Raw genomic sequence first — 17,358 nt, forward strand, 5'->3', positions numbered from 1 at the left:
TTTTTTGTCTGATTTGCCACGTTGAAACACAGGGCGAACCCATGGAAGAAGCTCTAAATAATATAAAACAAACTCATGAATCTTTTTTAGACGATGAAAAAGGTTCAGTATGAATACCATGAGGTTTTACACGATTAAAACATACCTGATTTGAAATTGTGGATGTTGTGGGGCACGAAACACATGGGGTGCATAAGAACTTAGTCTTTATATAATTTAAACATAATTGGGATATTATTTTCCCAATACTACTCAATATTCAATAATTCAAATTAAAATGGAAAAATTTATATAAGTTTAAGGGTATGATAATCATCGGAGGATTATTTCTATGCCATTAAAATGTCCAAAATGTGGTAATTACCTAGATGATGATGAAACAGTCTGTCCAAACTGTGGGGAAGAAGAAGGATTTGAAGACCGAGAGTACTGTGGCTTAGATCAAGATGAATCAGTTTTCGCGGATTACGATGATGATATTTATAGCTGCGAATACGAAGATTTAAAGGAATTAAATGAAGATCTAGATGATTTTGAGGAAGATGGTCTTGAAGATGACCACCATAAAGGCTATGATTCCTTAAAAAAAGTTACAGCTTCGGGTGCTGCTGTGCAGAATTCTAAAAAGAATTAATTTAAAAGATTCAAATCCACAAAAAGCTGATAAAAAAGCTATGTAGTGAGAACTACGAGACTGAATAGTTGGATTCTTTGCATTAATAAGAAATAATTTAATTTTTTTTAATATTTATTTTACAAAACACACTTTTTTGATTTATATTTTCTTTAAGAATTATTCTCTGCTTTGTCCCTCCGGTCTTGATGATACTCTGAATATCTTTTTTGACACTTCAAATCATGATAATGAAAAATTTCAATGATCAAATAAGGGTAATGAGAAATAAATTTATTGAACTATAAGAATAAGTAAGTTACAGAGCCCTTGATAAACATGTATATTATGATTTATTTTTAAATTTAGAATCATGAAATGAAGTTCAAGCATCACTCAGTATTAATTCTAAGGGGAAACAATCATGTTCAAAAAATCAGAAGAAGACTTTGTAGAAAACATTAATGAAAGAAGAAGAATCAGATCTCAGTTCGTAGTTGCTGATAAAATAATAAAAACAGCTAAATCAGGCCGTAAATACATAGATGTGAGACTTTCAGATAAAACAGGTGAAATAGTGGGTCGTATGTTTCCTGAAGAGGGTGTTGAGGTCACTTTTGAACCCATAAATCCTGGAAAGATCCACAGGGTACTTGGAAACGTGAACGAATACCCTCAAGGTTCTGGAAGATTCAACATCATAGTAAACGTTATTAAAGAGCTCTCAGAAGAAGAATACGACATAGACGACTTTATAAGAACCTCCGATAAGGATAAAGACCAGCTCATCAACGAAGTAGAGACCACGATAAAGGAAATTGAAAACAAAGATCTGAAAAAGCTTCTGGATGCATTTTTCTCGGATGAAAAATTTGCAGAGGAATTTTACAATGCACCTTCTGCAAAGGTTTACCACCACAACTACGTTGGGGGATTATTGGAACACACAGCTGAAGTTTTAAGGATATGCAAAACAACCTGTGAAATATTCCCAGAACTTGATAAGGACCTTCTATACACCGGGGCAATACTCCACGATGTTGGTAAATTAGAGACGTATGATTACGATCTGGTCAGAATCGAATTCTCAGAAGAGGGAAAACTCCTTGATCACCTATTTATCTCCTGTGATATGGTTAAAGACAAAATAAGAGAAATAGAAATGCCGAAGGAACTGGCAACACAGCTCTTGCATATCATTTTAAGCCATCACGGGGATGTGAAGAATGGATGGGGTTCTCCAGTCAGTCCAAAAACACCTGAAGCTGTGGCTTTACACCATGCAGATAACCTGGATGCGAAGGTTAAGGGGATGCTGCAGAAGATGTGATTTGGGAGTTTAATATAAACTTTGATTAAAAAACTCTTTTTTCTTTTTATTTCAATTTAAAAATAAATTTGTGTTCATGAAATCCATGTTGGGGAACTATCAGTTCACTAAATGAAAAGAAATTTTCTAATTATTAGTATTATTATTCCATGTTCTTTAATAATCCTTATATCTTTATTAATTTTTCCTTTCCAAAAAATGTAACATGTTCATTTCACATATTAATAAAAGGTGATATTATGAACGTGTTAATTGTACTTGCTCATCCTGAACCAAAATCCTTGAATGGATATTTGAAAGATTTTGCAGTAGAAACCCTGACTGCAAAGGGTGATGAAGTTAAAGTATCAGATCTTTTCGCTATGAAATTCAAAGCCGTATTAGATCAGGATGATTTCAAAGATCGGATGGATCCAGACGTATTTGTCCCAATTGTAGAACAGTACAATGCCGTGAAAACAGGGAAACTACCAGGAGATGTGGCAGCAGAAATGGAAAAAGTGAAATGGGCAGATTTAATCATTTTCCAATTCCCAGTATGGTGGAGTTCTTTCCCGGCCATACTTAAAGGTTGGATTGACAGGGTTTTTGCCAATGGATTCGTTTTTGATGCAGCGGAAGGTAAAATGTACGATGAAGGATCATTAAAAGGTAAAAAAGCTCTGATTTCATTTACTACTGGTACTCCCAGGGGTATGTACACGTCTAAAGGACCTCATGGAGACATAATAACCCTTCTAAAAGTCATAACTCATAATACACTTGAAGCTGTGGGTTTAGAAGTGCTTCCTTTATTTGGAATATTTGGCCCTGAAATGATGGAAAAAGATGAAGTAAAAAAAGAAATTAACCGTTATAAAAGCATATTAGAATCTCTTTAGAGTTTTCTTACTTTCGGTTTTTGAACATCATAATGTGGGGTAAACCTGATTTGAGGATTAAAAGGAATGAATCAGTAGGAGTGATAGAAATGACTTACGTTTTGGTTATACATAAAGTCAAGGACTATGCCAAGTGGAAGCCAGTATATGATGAAGATGGCGCTACACGAAAGGCCAAAGGTTCTAAGGGTTCTTCTCTCTTTCGCAATGCGAATGATCCTAACCATCTAATAGTCCTAACCGAGTTTGAAGATATGGAAAAGGCTAAAAGTTTTGTTGAGTCTGAAGATCTGAAAATTGCAATGCAAAAGGCCGGTGTTGCTGGCCGACCAGCCGTATTTTACCTGGAAAAACTTGCAAAATCCACATACTGAATGAAAACTTCTAAATTTAACAATTTAATTTTAACGTGAATGAAAAGTGAATGAAAATGGTTATGTCAACCAAAAACACCGAAACTGAGGATTATATATGCAGATAGCCTAGATGTAAATTAGTATTCTCTTGAAAAATTATAAAAAAAGGAGTAAATTTATTTCAGAAGTAAATATGGAGTTCCATCCCCATCTGATTCAAGCGATGGTTTCAACTCTTTTTTAAGTCCGTCCTTTTTTAATTTAAGTAAATTGTTAGTAGCTCCGTATACCTTAAAAGTACTTGTATTGGTAGCTGAAACTGATGAAATACCAGGATATTCTTTTTTTAACTCATTATATTTTTTATTTCCAATTGTTTCTAGATCTTTTTCCTTATCATCCATGAAATTACCTCATACATTCCAAATAATGAAGATTTACAATTCTAATTTCTTTTTAATAGTCTTAATAGTAAAATATAAATTTGATCTATATTAATAATTAATTACGTGGATCTTTAATCTTCATTTTTTTTAGATTGAGCAACAATACTAGCTGAAATTGTACCTATTGTTGAAGTTAATCCAAGCCCAACCTTATCCCCAACATCTAAAGAATCATATACATCTTTTTTAACAACAATCTCATCAAGAAAATTAGTTCCCTTTACTCTAACCTTATATAATGAATCTGAAGCTGTCTTTTTAGTTACATTCCCAAAAAATATCATCTAACCACCTCTTACATAGATTAAGCACTTAGACTCCATAAATGTTTCTTAAATAATAAAAAGTATAGGATACCTCCAACTGAAAATATTAAAAAATTTCGATAATAAAATTAGTAAACAAAAATTGGATAATCCTGTTCTAAAAAGGTTCATATGTTAGGGAAATTACTAAAATGGAATACGATCAAGATAGTTCAAAAATTAAAATTTGAATATGTTTTGAAATCTGAATAAACTTAATAAAACAAATGGGTTATAAATTATTCGAAAGTATTAATTTTTAATCAAATAATATTGTTTAGCAAGATGGCAAAATAGACGTAACCCATAGAAAGAGTCTTGGGTAAAAGATTATGTGTTTAAATGATTTTTTATTTTATGAAGTCGGTCTTTGCATCCTCAAAAGCTTTTTTTCTAGCCTTTAATTCTTCTTCAAATTCCTTACTTTTCTTACTTCTCTCACTCTTACAGTGTAATTGTACTTTTTTCCTTGCCATTCTATTCCTTATGTTTTGTTTAACGATTCTAACCATATTTAATCCCCTTTTGATTAACTTTTCTTAAACTAAACACATCTATTATTCTTTACTTAGATTTTTTTCCAGTTTAAAATCTGAATGTAGAAAAAGAATACTTTATTATAAATATTGTCCACATTGTTGTTAAATTTTCATAAAGAATCAAATCTGGCCATTCTGTTGTTTAAACAGCTTTCGTTAAAATCAAAGAAAAATCAAGGAAAATTTGAAAAAGAAGAAAAGAGAAAGAAATATATGAAAAATCAATTATTCGGGGTTTTATTCAATACTACTCAATACTGAGTCCACAGTAATTATCGCTGTAAAAACTGTATGCCCTGTCATCTATGGTTACGTTTAAAAAGTCATATCGTATGGGGCTTGGACTGGGTAAGAGTGTTACTAAATTTTTTTGCTCCAGGTAGAGAATACCATCGTTTATTTCCTTAGATCTGAGGTTTGTTAACCTTTTTATTGCATCACCATTTGCTCTTTTCAGACTTCCTTCTACCATTGCTTTTATTATTGTTATTGCATTGTTTTCAACTGATTTCATTGAAATCCATCCTCTTTAATTGTTTCATACTTAATAATCTTTGATAGATGTATCTGTGGCAGGGGATGCTAATAAAAGTATCGATATACCTAAATATGCACTTCAATAATGATGATTAAATGTCATCCTCAATAAAAAATATAAATCCATCTTTCAATAAAAATAATACCAAGAGGTGTTGTTGTATGGCTCAAACATGTATGACAGAACAGGAGATAGAAGAATTTGTGGACAACTTTAAGGGCATGCTCTGGGATGAACTGGACGATGCAGTGAACTGCATGACAAAGGAGGATTTGGCGGCTGCAGTCCGGGCTTTGAAAAAAAGATTCGGTTAAAACTTCAATATTTTTTTGAAAATAAAGAATTCTTCACGTTTTTATTTGGTAGTTTGTTTTCTATTTAAAAAAAAACATGTTTTCTACTTCAAAATAAAATTTTAAATTAAATTTCTTAAAAAAAATAATTTATCTTAATTTTGCAATCATATCTTATCATCTTTTTTATTAAAACTGAATAATTATTTACTTGAATTAGTAAAAACTGCAATAATTGTTGCTGAAGTCAGTAAGAATTACAGAGAATTGGCTGGAAATAATAAGGAATACTGAATTAAAATTTTAAGCCCATTCCTTCGCCAATCTCTTTAGCTTTATCTTCCATGGCTTTTTTCACATCTTTTTCGCATTCAAAGGTCAGTTCCAACTGCCTTATCCTTATTTTAACCTTTGCCATTTCTTCCATGATGGATACATCAAGACCTGGTTCATTTGCATTGAGTTTTCCTTCAAGTTTGTACCTACAAAGATTGGATATGAGGTCTCCCATTTCCTCAATTAAAACTATGATCTGATCATCCAAACTGTTTCTTTCAAGTACACTCCTGCAAACTCTATCTATAACCTGTTTCCTATCTCCATCTTTCATCATTCTTGCACATCCTTTAGAGTAATCATGTTGCAATTATCAGATTTCTGTCTATTAAATAACTAATTTCAAATAACTAATTTCAAAATCTCAGATTATTCTAGAAGTAACCTTCATAATTTCAAATTACTAATCATAGTCTCAAATTAGGTTCATATTCCACAACCAGAGTTATCATAGTTTAAATTTTGTTACAGGGATATTTACTATTTACTAACAGTTTTGATGGTTTTAAATCTGTGATAAAAGGCAATTTAAGGCATCATGGATTTTTGTTTACAGTACCAAAGGATTTAAAAATGGTATTATGTTAATTTCTTAAATATAATGGGAAAAATGGTGATTTTAAGCCAAATTAACCATTTTTTTTAGTTCGAGATCCAAGATTGGGGCGTGATTCTGGCAAATTTATTTAAACGATCGAATGAACGATACTAACAATAATTCATTAAATCCAAAAATTTATCAAACCAAGAAGGTGGTATTAAATGAAAAAAATCATTATAATGGGCCTTTTTGCCCTGATTATAGGCGCAGTTCCTGTTTATGCAGCGGACTCAAGTAATGCAACAGTTGTGCAGCAACTCCAAAATGCAAATCCAAGTGCGTATCAAGATATAATGAATACAGTATCCCAGATTCAGAACATGGATCCAAATGTATCTCAGGATATAAATAATCTGAAAAATGAGTTTATGAGTAATCCTCAGGTCAATATACTCCAGGATACGAACGTTCAAAATCAAATTTCCGATATACTCCAGAATAATGATGTTAAAACCCAAATACATAGTTTAATACAGAATAAAGATGTCCAAAATGGGATTAACAGTTTGATGCAAAGCAAAGAAGTTCAAGATGGAGTTAACACTTTGATGCAAAATAAGGACATTAAAAATGAAGTTAACCAAATAGTGAACAACAGTTAATTCTAAATTAGGAGAACTTCTATTTTTTAGTAAAATTTCTCCTTTTTCCTATCTTTCTGTAGATTTTATAGATTAATATCTTAATTAAATTCAAAATTTAGACTTTTTAATTTTTTAGATCTTTATGGTGGATTTAATCTTCAATTTTTATGGTTACAGAATCTCCATCACCCATATTATACGTCCCTTTTATAGATTCAGGGGCTATAAACTCAACAACACCTACTGAATGTCGGGTTTTTTCTGGAAAAATTACTGCACCTTCAATTTTACCATTTAAGACTGCTTTTTTGAATTTAACATCTCCAAAAAAGTCTTTACCTTTTATTTTTGGAATATCAGTTTCCATGAACTTTTTAACTTTTTCAACATCCTCTTCATTTACCTCGACATTTAAGGTGCCAATATACGGTTTAAAATTAAGTTTATCTTCAAATTGGCTCCTGTAAACTGCTTGTGACATGAAATAAGCACCTTTTTTTGTACCCGAAACTATAACGCCTTTAAGTTCCATTTTAATCACGTTCCGTATAAGTTATCGCCCATAATCACCCTAGGAATGATTACGGGAATATTAAAAAAAAATTGAAGTTTTAGTGTAACTGCATTTCAGCAGATCCCATTTCGCAATGTTTTCCACTACTAAATTGATATTCTGTTGATACTGGACATTCTTGACATTTACATTCTTTTATATTTTCAACACATTTTCCTGCATCTCCTGTTGAGCAAAAGACGCCCATAATTTCACCTCTCATACATTCATTGTAGGAGGAGCAGGAGTTGCATATGCATTCTATCATGGTTTTTTCACTTCGAGGAACACTTTTCATTTTTTTCACCTCCTTATGCTAGTAGTAAACATTTATTATATGGTGCGAATTTAATAAAATTTACGTTATTATGATTTTGTTAAGGTAATGTGATAAAAAATAGAAGATGTTTTAGAAGATTATACCTATGATTGGTATTATGATAGAAGATCATTACAAAAGATTGGTTATTAAAATCTGTTAGAAGATCTTTAAAGAAAGTGCTCTTTTGAAAAAAATAGTTTAAATCTTGAATAAATAGTTTTAAAAATAGTTATTAACTTAATAGATAAAAATTATTCATTTAAAAATAAAGATAGAAAGAAAACTTAAGTTTCAGCTTTAGCTTTCTCTTCTTCAGCCTGTTTCATTTTATAGTCTGCTATTGCTGCTTTCAATGCATCTGCAGCCAGATTGGAGCAGTGCATTTTAACTGGTGGCAGTCCTTCAAGTTCGTCGGCCACATCTTTTCTTGTTATTTTTAGGGCTTCTTCAATGGTTTTTCCTATGGCCATCTCTGTTATCATACTGCTTGTTGCAATTGCAGCACCACAGCCGAATGTTTTGAATTTGATGTCTGTTATAATGTTGTCTTCAACTTTTATGTAGATGGTCATGAGGTCTCCACAGACTGGGTTTCCTTCAGTACCAACACCATCAGCGTCTTTTATTTCTCCGACGTTTCTGGGATTCTGGAAATGGTCCATAACTTTTTCAGTGTACATTTTATTCCCCCTTACTACACCATAATGGTGACATTTTTCTTAAAATATCAACAACTTCCTTAATGGATTTAATAACATAATCAATCTGTTCTTCTGTGTTGTCGCGTCCCAGACTTATACGCAGTGACCCGTGGGCCTCCACTTCTTTAAGTCCTATTGCCATTAGAACTTGGGATGGTTCAAGTTTTGTTGAGGAGCATGCTGAACCTGTTGATGCAGCTATGCCCTTGGAGTCCAGATGGAGTATCAAGGATTCTCCTTCTATACCTGTGAATCTGAAGTTTACATTACCCGGTAACCTTTGGGTTGGGTGTCCGTTTAGATAAGCCTCTTCGTTTTCTTCTAGCACGGCTTTTATGAGTTTGTCCCTGAGTCTTGTAAGTTCTTGCATCTCTTTTTCAAGATTTTCCTGGGAAATTTCGCAGGCTTTACCAAGACCAACTATTCCTGGAACGTTTTCTGTTCCTGGGCGTAGTCCTCTTTCATGTCCTCCACCGTGGAGTATCGGTTCAAGTCTGACGCCTTTTTTAATGTATAATGCTCCAATTCCCTTTGGACCGTAGAGTTTGTGTGAGGATAAGGATAGCATGTCCACGTTCAGTTCATTAACATCTACCGGGATCTTTCCAACAGATTGAACTGCATCTGTGTGGAAGTATATGCCTTTTTCATGAGCTATTTGGCCTATTTCTGCTATGGGTTGGATGGTTCCTATCTCGTTGTTGGCGTGCATTATTGTGATTAGAATGGTTTTATCTGTTATTGCGTCTTCAACATCAGAAGCCTTTATAATTCCATCGTTATCAACAGGAACGTATGTAACATCAAAACCATGTTTTGCCAGGTACTTACATGTTTCAGTGACTGCAGGGTGTTCTATGTTTGAAGTTATTATATGGTTTCCCTTATTTTTAAGCCTGTAGGCTGTTCCTTTAATAGCTATATTATCGGATTCTGTTCCTCCGCTTGTGAAGATGATCTCCTTGGGGTCTGCATTTATTATTGATGCAACCTGTTTTCTTGCAGATTCCATTGCCCTTCTGCCTTCCCTTCCAAGAGAGTACAGGGTGGATGCATTTCCAAAGGAATCTATGAAATACGGTTTCATTGCTTCAAATACTGCTGGATCTACTGGCGCTGTTGCTGAATGATCCATATAAATCATTATTCCACCTCTAATATTTTTTTATGATTTTTGTTTATTATATAATTTTAAAAAATCTTAAATTTCACAATTTAATCTTTAAATCCACTAAGGAATTAAAACTTTTCATAATATTAAAATTATCCTTTCAAATGTTAATCTCGCGCCATCAAAGTACTTATATGGTCTGTTGTTATGATTCCAATAACTTTTTCGTTATCATCAACCACAGGCAATGAAGAAATGTTGTATTTTCTCATCTTGCGGGCTGCAATTTCTATTGGTTCATGTGGCTTTGAGGTTATAACTTTTTTAGTCATTATCTCATCTAATTTATCATATTTCAGGGCCACGGACTTGGAAACATCCCAGGCTGTCACTATTCCCAGTAATCTGTTGTCTTCAGATATTACTGGCAAGTGTGTGACCTTTTCATTTAACATCATCACAGATGCGTCTTCTATGCTGGAGTTTTCCCTTATTTTGGCCACTTCTTGGGTCATGACATCTTCAACAAAGGTGTCTGATAAGAAACCGTTTATTATGTAATTAATCTGCCCTGCTTCCAGTAGAAAAGCGTCATGACCGTAGCTTGATTTTATTTCAGTGTAAAGGACGTCAAGATCGTTGGCACTCAAGGCCATTACAAATTCTTTGGATTGTGAAGGTGGATACAGCCAGTCTGAATCAACTGAAATAACTAAAAATTTGGCTTTTACGCCTTCAAATGCTTCTTCTAAGGAACCATTTTCTGCAAGGTCAAAGTAGTCGATGGCTTTGGTTATGTAAAGGTAAGAATTAGAATCAAATCTTTTGGTAAATGAGGCTCCCTGGTAATGGAGGTAGCTTTCAACCTGGAAATCTGTGTCGAAGTCGAAACTGTACTCTTCTTTGTCCTGTAACCTTCTACCAAATTTCTGATACATGGATTCGTTGCTTAGGTAAGTTATATGGGCTATCATCCTTGCCAGGGCTAGTCCATTGTCTGGAAACTCTTCTGAATAATAGTTTCCGTGGTTCCAGTTTGGATCGGATATTATTGCCCTTCTACCAACCTCGTTGAAAGCAATCTGTTGTGGAGATGAGTAAGAAGTGGTTGCTATTGGAATAGCTGATCTCACCATTTCTGGGTGGGATACGCACCACTGAAGAACCTGCATTCCTCCCATGGAACCTCCAATAACTGCAAAAAGTTGTTTGATTCCCAAGTGATCAATTAACTTTTTCTGGGCATTAACCATATCCTTTATGGTAATTATTGGAAAATCAAGTCCATAGGGTTTATTAGTATCTGGATTAATAGAGGCTGGCCCTGTTGACCCTTTACAGCCACCTATAACGTTTGAACATATTATGAAATACTTTTCTGTGTCTAAGCTTTTTCCAGGGCCAATTATGATCTCCCACCATCCTGGTTTCTTGTCGCCTTCATGCCATCCTGCAACGTGTGCATCTCCAGACAGGGCGTGGCAAACCAAAATGGCATTGCTTTTCTCTTTATTAAGTTTTCCATAAGTTTCATATGCTATGGTGGCTTTTTTAAGCTTATTTCCTCCTTCCAGGAGTAAATCATCGGATAAATTGTAATACTGTGTTTCTACAATTCCGATTGATTCATTTTTCATCTGCATCTCCTCATATATGTCTACAGGCAAATCTTCTCTCGTTAATGTGTTTAATGGAAGTTTGTCCTACCATAAATTGTTTCTCCATTCCATGTATCTGCTGTGAGTATTTAAGGTTTATACTTTGGATAAAGCCTGGTCAATGTCTGCTATGATGTCTTCAACATCCTCTATTCCAATTGAGAGTCTTACTAAATCTGCTGTAACACCCGTTGATTTCTGTTCTTCTGGTGTGAGCTGCTGGTGGGTTGTGGATGCTGGGTGTATAACAAGGCTTTTTGAGTCTCCTATGTTTGCAAGGTGAGATAACAATTCAAGACTTTCTATGAATGTTATACCTGCTTCTAATCCTCCTTTGATACCGAAACTAACCAATCCTCCGTAACCTCCTTTGAGGTATTTGGTCGCTAGCTCATGGCTTGGGTCATCTTCAAGTCCAGGATAGTAAACCCATTCAACTTTGGGGTGCTTTTTAAGATGTTCTGCAACTATCAATGCATTTGCAGAGTGTTTTTCCATCCTTATTTCAAGGGTCTCCAATCCCTGCAGGAACAGGAATGAATGGAATGGGCTTAGTGCTGGTCCTAAATCTCTTAAAAGTAGTACTCTTGCCCTCATTGCGAATGCAATGTTGCCTGCCCCCGGAACGTCACCGAATGCATCCCAGTATATTAATCCATTGTAACTTGGATCTGGTTCTGTAAACTCTGGGAAGTTTCCATTATTCCAGTTGAAGTTTCCAGAATCTACAATTACTCCTCCAATTGATGTTCCGTGTCCTCCAACGTATTTAGTTGCGGAAAGTACTACAACATCTGCACCATTTTTTATTGGCCTTGCAAGTCCTACAGCTGAGGTGTTGTCCACTATGAGAGGTATGCCTGCTTCATGGGCTATTTCAGCCAGTTTTTCGAAATCAGGAACGTCTATTTTAGGGTTTCCAATGGATTCCACATATATTCCTTTGGTTTTTTCGTCGATGGCGTTTTTAAATTCCTCTGGTTTTCTGGAATTCACGAATTTTACTGTACGTCCCAGCCTTGGGAATGTATAGTTAAAAAGCTCGTATGTTCCTCCGTAAAGGTTGTCTCCAGATACTATGTTGTCTCCAAGTTGAGTTACATTCAAAACTGCAAGGAATATTGAAGAAAGTCCGGAAGAAACTGCTAATGCTGCTTTTCCTCCTTCTATTGCAGCTATCCTCTTCTCGAACACATCGTTGGTTGGGTTCATGATCCTGCTGTATATGTTTCCGAACTCTTTAAGCCCGAAAAGATTTGCAGCTTGTTTGGTATCTTTAAATACGTATGATGATGTTTGGTAAATTGGTACTGCTCTGGATCCTGTTGTTGGATCTGGTTCTTCCTGTCCTGCGTGCAGTCCAATTGTGCTTAAACCTTGTTCTTTTTTCTTTTCTTCACTCATTTTAGTTACTCCTTTTGTTTTGTACTTGTTTCATGTCTATTTTATTTATATTTCCATAAGCAGTCTTTTTAGTTATCTTAATATTCTTATAAGACTAAATTGGCTTTTATAAGAAATTTACAATATAAAATCCTGTTTACGGGATTCATTTTAATTTTCTGAGGTGTTTTGGATGTAATACTCTTCTTTGAAGGTAGCATATATGAAATTAGTCCACCTCATGAAAATATAACAATTGTTATATTTTTATACTATTTAAGTTTTGCCATATTTTCCCTTTATAATATCCCATAAAATGTTATAAATAACGGGATTATTGGCAGAGAAAACATGGGAAGAAATTAACTGCATCTTTTTAATAATTGGTAACATGATAAACCAATGAATATATTATACAATAGATTTTCTTTAACACAACATTTATATTTTAACAATTGTTATAAATAAAGTTTAGGTGATAAAATGACCATGACAAAAGAAATGATGGAAGCTGTAGAAAAGGATCTTGTATTCGTTGCAACAGCAACTGAAGACGGAGTTCCTAACGTTGTTCCAATAGGATTTGCAAGACCATTAGATGATGAAACAATATTGATTGCCGACAATTACATGAACAAGACCAGAAAAAACCTTGAAAAAAACCCAAAGATTTCTATAGTTACTAAAGATGCAATGAAGTGTCCATACCAGTTCAAAGGTACGGTCGAAATATTTGAATCTGGTAAGTACTTTGATACAGTTACTGAATGGGGACAAAATGCCATGACCAAACTCACACCAAAGGCTGCCATCCTCATGAAGGTTGAAGAGATATATTCAATACAGCCAGGTCCAGAAGCTGGAAAAAAAATTGAATAGAAGTCAGGTTCAACTCTTAACACTAACAAAAAAAATCATGTTTAAATTTTTATTTTTTATTTTTAAGCAATTTTAGCCATTTAAAAGTTTTCAAGTAATTTTAAAATAAGTATTCACCGAAAAATATATTTTAAAGAACTTATAATAAAATTAAACATCAGAAAAACTTTAAATATTATGCACAAAGTATTTATATAACAATTGTTAATGTAGTTAGTGCGAGGCACAATGCAACTTTGCATGCCTTTTCACGGACTTTTTTGCCGAGATGACCGAGAGGCGAGGTGCATGGCTGCAAACCATGATACTTGGGTTCAAATCCCAATCTCGGCCTCATATTATTTTATAAAAATTAACGAATTAAATCAGTTAATTTGAACATCAAATTGGCATTATAACGATTATAACACCTATAAACTAAATCTACAATATTTTTAAAAATTATATCGGGAATGTTTATGATTAAAGTATACAACACCATGACCCGCAAAAAGGAACTGTTTAAACCCATGCACGGAAGCAGGGTTAAACTATTTGTATGCGGACCAACTGTTTATGATAACTCACATATAGGTCATGCAAGGACCTATATTTCCTTTGATCTCATTGCAAGGTACCTGAAGTACAGAGGTTTTACTGTTTTTTACATGCAGAATATAACTGATGTTGACGATAAAATCTTAAAACGAGCAGCAGAAGTTGGAACCGAACCTTTAGCTCTTGCAAGGAAATTTGAAAAGAGATATCTTGAAGATATGAAGGCCCTTGGTGTTGAAAATGTTAACATCTACGCCAGGGCAACCGAACACATTCCCGAAATCATAGAACAGATTAAAGTCCTGCTTAAAAAAGGATTTGCATACGAAACAGATAAAGGAGTTTATTTTGATGAGAGCAAATCTCCCGACTTTGGAAAGCTTTCAAACCGCAATATAGAGGATCTTACAGTTCACAGGATAGGTCCTGACAGTGCCAAGAGAAACCCTGGAGATTTCGCACTCTGGAAAAAAAGGGATGAAAACTCTGAAGGTGAACATGCAAATGAGAAACTGGCATGGAACTCACCATGGGGGCGCGGAAGGCCGGGATGGCACATAGAAGATACGGCCATAACTGAAACATATTTCGGACCACAATATGATATACATGGAGGAGGTCTCGACCTTATATTCCCTCACCACGAAGCAGAAATAGCCCAGATGGAAGCGGCCTCTGGTCAAAAGCCTATGGTGCATTATTGGATGCACACAGGATTTCTCAATGTCAAGGGAGAAAAGATGTCCAAATCCCTTGGAAACTTCATCACAATAAAAGAGCTGATGAAAGAGTATGATCCAGATGTCTTCAGGTTCTTTGTTCTTTCAACACACTACAGAAGTCCGATTGATTTCAGCGGTGAAATACTTGAACAGTCCAAAAGGAGTCTTCAGAGAATATACAAATTTATGGAAACAATAAATGGACTTTTAGATGATGCTAATGGAACTATTAAAGAATCCCTTGAAAATGATTCCCAGTACGTTGAAAAACTTTCCGATGCCCAAGATGAGTTTTTAGATGCTATGGACAATGATTTCAATTCACCATTTGCATTGTCCTCACTTTTTGACCTTATAAGAGATATTAACCGCGATATAAACGAGGAAAATATTTCTAAAAACTCGTTAAGAAAAACAAAAAGTCTTATCGATGAATTTGGAGATATTTTAGGATTTAATTTTTCATTGAAAGATTCAAACAAGGGCAAAACAGATCTTCAAGACAATCTAATAGAAATTTTAATTGACGTAAGAGCGAAACTCCGTGATAAAAAAGAATGGGATCTTGCAGATGAAATAAGGGCTAAATTAAGAGAGTTGGATATTATCTTGGAGGATAAATCAGGATAATAAAAGATGAACCAAGATAATAAAGATAAAATCAGGATAATAGAAAAATCAGTTAGATTGGGTAATAAGTTAAATTGGACGTTTAAAGGATAGTTAAATAAAATAGATAAAATATTCAATAATTTTTATTTTTGAAATTTAGGAAGGTCTAAGAACCAAAGTTTTAAAGAACCAATAGATTTATAAATAATCATCATAACAATTGTTATATTAAATGATCTTTGAAATAATGAGGTTGTATTAGATCGTTGAATAATAAAAAAAAATTTAATATGAAATTTATTTGATGTGGAATTTAATTTTGGTTTTAATCTTTAAAATACCTTTAAAATGCAAATCTAGTGTTTATGTAACTTAATTTAAATTCCATAAAAAAACTCTATAAACCTTCTAAAATCAGAAGTACCTTTGAAATAACATTTAAAAATTTCAAAAAAAATCTTAAAGTGAAAAACCATGATCTATGACGTCCTAATTGTTGGAACAGGTGCTGGTGGAGCACCTTTAGCAAGAGAACTCTCAAAAAAAGGCTTAAATATTTTAATACTGGAAAAAGGTGCCTTTTACCCCAGGGGAACTGCAGTTCCTCATATTATTACTTCAAAACTATCATTAAAAGTAGAAAATGAATCTGATATCCAGGATAACCCTGATTTTACCTATGATTTTTTAGAATACCCTCCAGAAATGATGCACATTGAAGATGTGGGAGGCACAACACCGGCGTCCCTTGCAAATGCATGCTATGCCTGTACCGGTTGTTATGCAAACTCTGTAACAGCACAGTTCAAAATACACGACCTGGACTTATTTGAGGAACTTATTGAAGCAAGTAGAGATTTAAAAGTTGGCCCGCTCCCAGCAAGCAGGATGGGACCTTCAACACGTAAAATAGTTGAAGCTGGAGAAAAACTAGGCCACTTTATGGAACCAATGCCAAAGTTCATTGATTTTGATAAATGCGACGGCTGTGGATTGTGTATAACTGGCTGTAAAAAAGGTGCAAAATGGGATTCTACTGATTTTATAAGAGAATTAATAGATTCTGATGGATCAAAACAGTGTTCTAAGGAATTAAGATTAAAACAAGATTCTGAGGAATTAAAAGTTAACGACTTAAAAGATGACTCATCCAATATACAGGGCATTACAGCAGTTAATGGACCTGCAAAACATAATATGACATTAATCACTGATTTTAATGTTATTAAAGTTTTTCACGACGGCGAGAAAGTTGAAGGCGTTGAAGGCGTGGATAAAAATGGTGAGAACAAAACCTTCAAGGCTCGGAAAGTTGTAATCGCTGCAGGGGCTTTAAACACCCCTAAAATACTTATAAATTCAAAAATAACGGAAAATGTTGGGGAAAATCTCTTCACAGACTTATTTATAACAGTCGGGGGAATTTTAAAGGGTGCAAAACTCAACCAAGAGATCCCAATGGGCGTCAAATCAGAATTCGGTCCCTACTTCCTGTCTCCCCATTTTTCCGGCGAACTGATACCAATTCTAACTGATAAAGGTTTTGATGTAAAACCTGATGACCTGATAGGTTTGATGGTTAAGATGGCAGATGAAGCCAACGGAACGCTGCACGAAGACGGAGTTGTTGAAAAAATCCTCACACAGAAAGATATAAATTTATTGAAGGAAGGGTACTGCAAAGCTGTTCAAATACTCAAAGAAATCGGTGTTGACCCTCAATCAATAACCTCAACACCAATAAGAGGCGCGCATCCAGGTGGAACAGCTGCAATAGGTAAAGTAGTTGATGAAAAATTTGAAACATGTGTAAAAGGACTCTTCGTGGCAGATGCAAGTGTCATACCTCAGGCGCCTGGAAGGCCTCCAATATTAACAATAACAGCCATTGCAAAAAGACTTTCAAAAATTATTTCAAAGGATTTTGAAGGTGTGACTAAAAACAATTAACTAACTAAAAATTCACTGGAATTATCAATAAAATTTAAAAATTTAAACTTAAGTTTATGTGAATGTTTAAAATTGGATTAAGGTAAGGTAATTTTAGCATATTACCTA

Annotated in this window: 20 protein-coding genes and 1 tRNA gene; 10 read left to right on the top strand and 11 right to left on the bottom strand. The window is 34.2% G+C overall.

The features are described 5' to 3' along the window. Nucleotides 1-331 precede the first annotated feature (331 nt). The 4 genes from MSWAN_RS04910 to MSWAN_RS04925 all read left to right on the top strand — a co-directional run bounded on the left by MSWAN_RS04910 (nt 332) and on the right by MSWAN_RS04925 (nt 3,198). Nucleotides 332-634, top strand: coding sequence for a zinc ribbon domain-containing protein (locus tag MSWAN_RS04910; RefSeq protein ID WP_013825508.1), 303 nt, complete (start codon nt 332-334; stop codon nt 632-634). A 403-nt stretch (nt 635-1,037) separates the two neighbouring features. Then, complete coding sequence (locus tag MSWAN_RS04915; protein WP_013825509.1) at nt 1,038-1,943, top strand: 3'-5' exoribonuclease YhaM family protein; 906 nt, start codon at nt 1,038-1,040, stop codon at nt 1,941-1,943. A gap of 239 nt (nt 1,944-2,182) precedes the next feature. Next, nucleotides 2,183-2,824 (top strand): NAD(P)H-dependent oxidoreductase, encoded by a 642-nt coding sequence (locus tag MSWAN_RS04920; RefSeq protein ID WP_013825510.1) that lies wholly within the window; start codon nt 2,183-2,185, stop codon nt 2,822-2,824. Between the two features lie 89 nt (nt 2,825-2,913). Then, complete coding sequence (locus tag MSWAN_RS04925; RefSeq protein WP_013825511.1) at nt 2,914-3,198, top strand: cyclase; 285 nt, start codon at nt 2,914-2,916, stop codon at nt 3,196-3,198. A 158-nt stretch (nt 3,199-3,356) separates the two neighbouring features. Here MSWAN_RS04925 and MSWAN_RS04930 read toward each other — a convergent pair whose 3' ends face one another. From MSWAN_RS04930 to MSWAN_RS04940, 4 genes are all read right to left on the bottom strand, one after another. Then, entirely contained in the window at nt 3,357-3,584 is a 228-nt protein-coding gene (locus MSWAN_RS04930) for a hypothetical protein (RefSeq protein ID WP_013825512.1), read from the bottom strand. 113 nt (nt 3,585-3,697) lie between these two features. Beyond that, nucleotides 3,698-3,910 (bottom strand): hypothetical protein, encoded by a 213-nt coding sequence (locus MSWAN_RS04935; protein ID WP_013825513.1) that lies wholly within the window; start codon nt 3,908-3,910, stop codon nt 3,698-3,700. A 371-nt stretch (nt 3,911-4,281) separates the two neighbouring features. Next, nucleotides 4,282-4,443: a hypothetical protein gene (locus MSWAN_RS12735; RefSeq protein ID WP_013825514.1), complete on the bottom strand. Its 162-nt coding sequence runs from the start codon at nt 4,441-4,443 to the stop codon at nt 4,282-4,284. 274 nt (nt 4,444-4,717) lie between these two features. Continuing rightward, nucleotides 4,718-4,984: a hypothetical protein gene (locus tag MSWAN_RS04940; protein WP_013825515.1), complete on the bottom strand. Its 267-nt coding sequence runs from the start codon at nt 4,982-4,984 to the stop codon at nt 4,718-4,720. A 185-nt stretch (nt 4,985-5,169) separates the two neighbouring features. Here MSWAN_RS04940 and MSWAN_RS12935 point away from each other — a divergent pair, with 185 nt between their 5' ends. Then, nucleotides 5,170-5,322, top strand: coding sequence for a hypothetical protein (locus tag MSWAN_RS12935; protein WP_013825516.1), 153 nt, complete (start codon nt 5,170-5,172; stop codon nt 5,320-5,322). Nucleotides 5,323-5,596: 274 nt separating this feature from the next. Here MSWAN_RS12935 and MSWAN_RS04945 read toward each other — a convergent pair whose 3' ends face one another. Then, nucleotides 5,597-5,914, bottom strand: coding sequence for a nucleoside triphosphate pyrophosphohydrolase family protein (locus tag MSWAN_RS04945; protein ID WP_013825517.1), 318 nt, complete (start codon nt 5,912-5,914; stop codon nt 5,597-5,599). A gap of 485 nt (nt 5,915-6,399) precedes the next feature. Here MSWAN_RS04945 and MSWAN_RS04950 point away from each other — a divergent pair, with 485 nt between their 5' ends. Then, on the top strand, nt 6,400-6,840 hold the full coding sequence (locus MSWAN_RS04950; RefSeq protein ID WP_013825518.1) for a hypothetical protein: 441 nt from the start codon (nt 6,400-6,402) through the stop codon (nt 6,838-6,840). Nucleotides 6,841-6,973: 133 nt separating this feature from the next. Here the strand turns inward: MSWAN_RS04950 and MSWAN_RS04955 are convergent, their stop codons facing one another. The 6 genes from MSWAN_RS04955 to MSWAN_RS04980 form a co-directional block, all read right to left on the bottom strand. Beyond that, nucleotides 6,974-7,354 carry a DUF120 domain-containing protein gene (locus tag MSWAN_RS04955; RefSeq protein ID WP_048187929.1) on the bottom strand — a complete coding sequence of 127 codons (381 nt, stop codon included), beginning with the start codon at nt 7,352-7,354 and terminating at the stop codon, nt 6,974-6,976. A 79-nt stretch (nt 7,355-7,433) separates the two neighbouring features. Beyond that, on the bottom strand, nt 7,434-7,673 hold the full coding sequence (locus MSWAN_RS04960; RefSeq protein ID WP_013825519.1) for a DUF2769 domain-containing protein: 240 nt from the start codon (nt 7,671-7,673) through the stop codon (nt 7,434-7,436). 308 nt (nt 7,674-7,981) lie between these two features. Then, nucleotides 7,982-8,377, bottom strand: a complete 396-nt coding sequence (gene nifU, locus MSWAN_RS04965) for a Fe-S cluster assembly scaffold protein NifU (RefSeq protein ID WP_013825520.1) — start codon at nt 8,375-8,377, stop codon at nt 7,982-7,984. 1 nt (nt 8,378) lies between these two features. Beyond that, nucleotides 8,379-9,539, bottom strand: a complete 1,161-nt coding sequence (gene nifS / locus MSWAN_RS04970; RefSeq protein WP_048188292.1) for a cysteine desulfurase NifS — start codon at nt 9,537-9,539, stop codon at nt 8,379-8,381. 137 nt (nt 9,540-9,676) lie between these two features. Next, complete coding sequence (gene metX / locus MSWAN_RS04975) at nt 9,677-11,146, bottom strand: homoserine O-acetyltransferase MetX (RefSeq protein ID WP_013825522.1); 1,470 nt, start codon at nt 11,144-11,146, stop codon at nt 9,677-9,679. Between the two features lie 117 nt (nt 11,147-11,263). Beyond that, nucleotides 11,264-12,571 (bottom strand): O-acetylhomoserine aminocarboxypropyltransferase/cysteine synthase family protein, encoded by a 1,308-nt coding sequence (locus MSWAN_RS04980; protein ID WP_013825523.1) that lies wholly within the window; start codon nt 12,569-12,571, stop codon nt 11,264-11,266. Nucleotides 12,572-13,033: 462 nt separating this feature from the next. On the opposite strand from MSWAN_RS04980, the gene MSWAN_RS04985 reads away from it, so the two are divergent. The 4 genes from MSWAN_RS04985 to MSWAN_RS05000 all read left to right on the top strand — a co-directional run bounded on the left by MSWAN_RS04985 (nt 13,034) and on the right by MSWAN_RS05000 (nt 17,250). Next, nucleotides 13,034-13,429 carry a pyridoxamine 5'-phosphate oxidase family protein gene (locus MSWAN_RS04985; RefSeq protein WP_013825524.1) on the top strand — a complete coding sequence of 132 codons (396 nt, stop codon included), beginning with the start codon at nt 13,034-13,036 and terminating at the stop codon, nt 13,427-13,429. A gap of 262 nt (nt 13,430-13,691) precedes the next feature. Continuing rightward, nucleotides 13,692-13,762 (top strand) — tRNA-Cys (locus MSWAN_RS04990). Between the two features lie 125 nt (nt 13,763-13,887). Further along, entirely contained in the window at nt 13,888-15,318 is a 1,431-nt protein-coding gene (gene cysS / locus MSWAN_RS04995; RefSeq protein WP_013825525.1) for a cysteine--tRNA ligase, read from the top strand. 456 nt (nt 15,319-15,774) lie between these two features. Continuing rightward, the gene (locus MSWAN_RS05000; RefSeq protein ID WP_013825526.1) at nt 15,775-17,250 is read left to right on the top strand and encodes a GMC family oxidoreductase N-terminal domain-containing protein; all 1,476 of its coding nucleotides are present in this window, start codon (nt 15,775-15,777) and stop codon (nt 17,248-17,250) included. Nucleotides 17,251-17,358 lie beyond the last annotated feature (108 nt).

Source organism: Methanobacterium paludis (assembly GCF_000214725.1).
In the GTDB taxonomy this organism is placed as follows: Archaea; Methanobacteriota; Methanobacteria; order Methanobacteriales; family Methanobacteriaceae; genus Methanobacterium_C; species Methanobacterium_C paludis.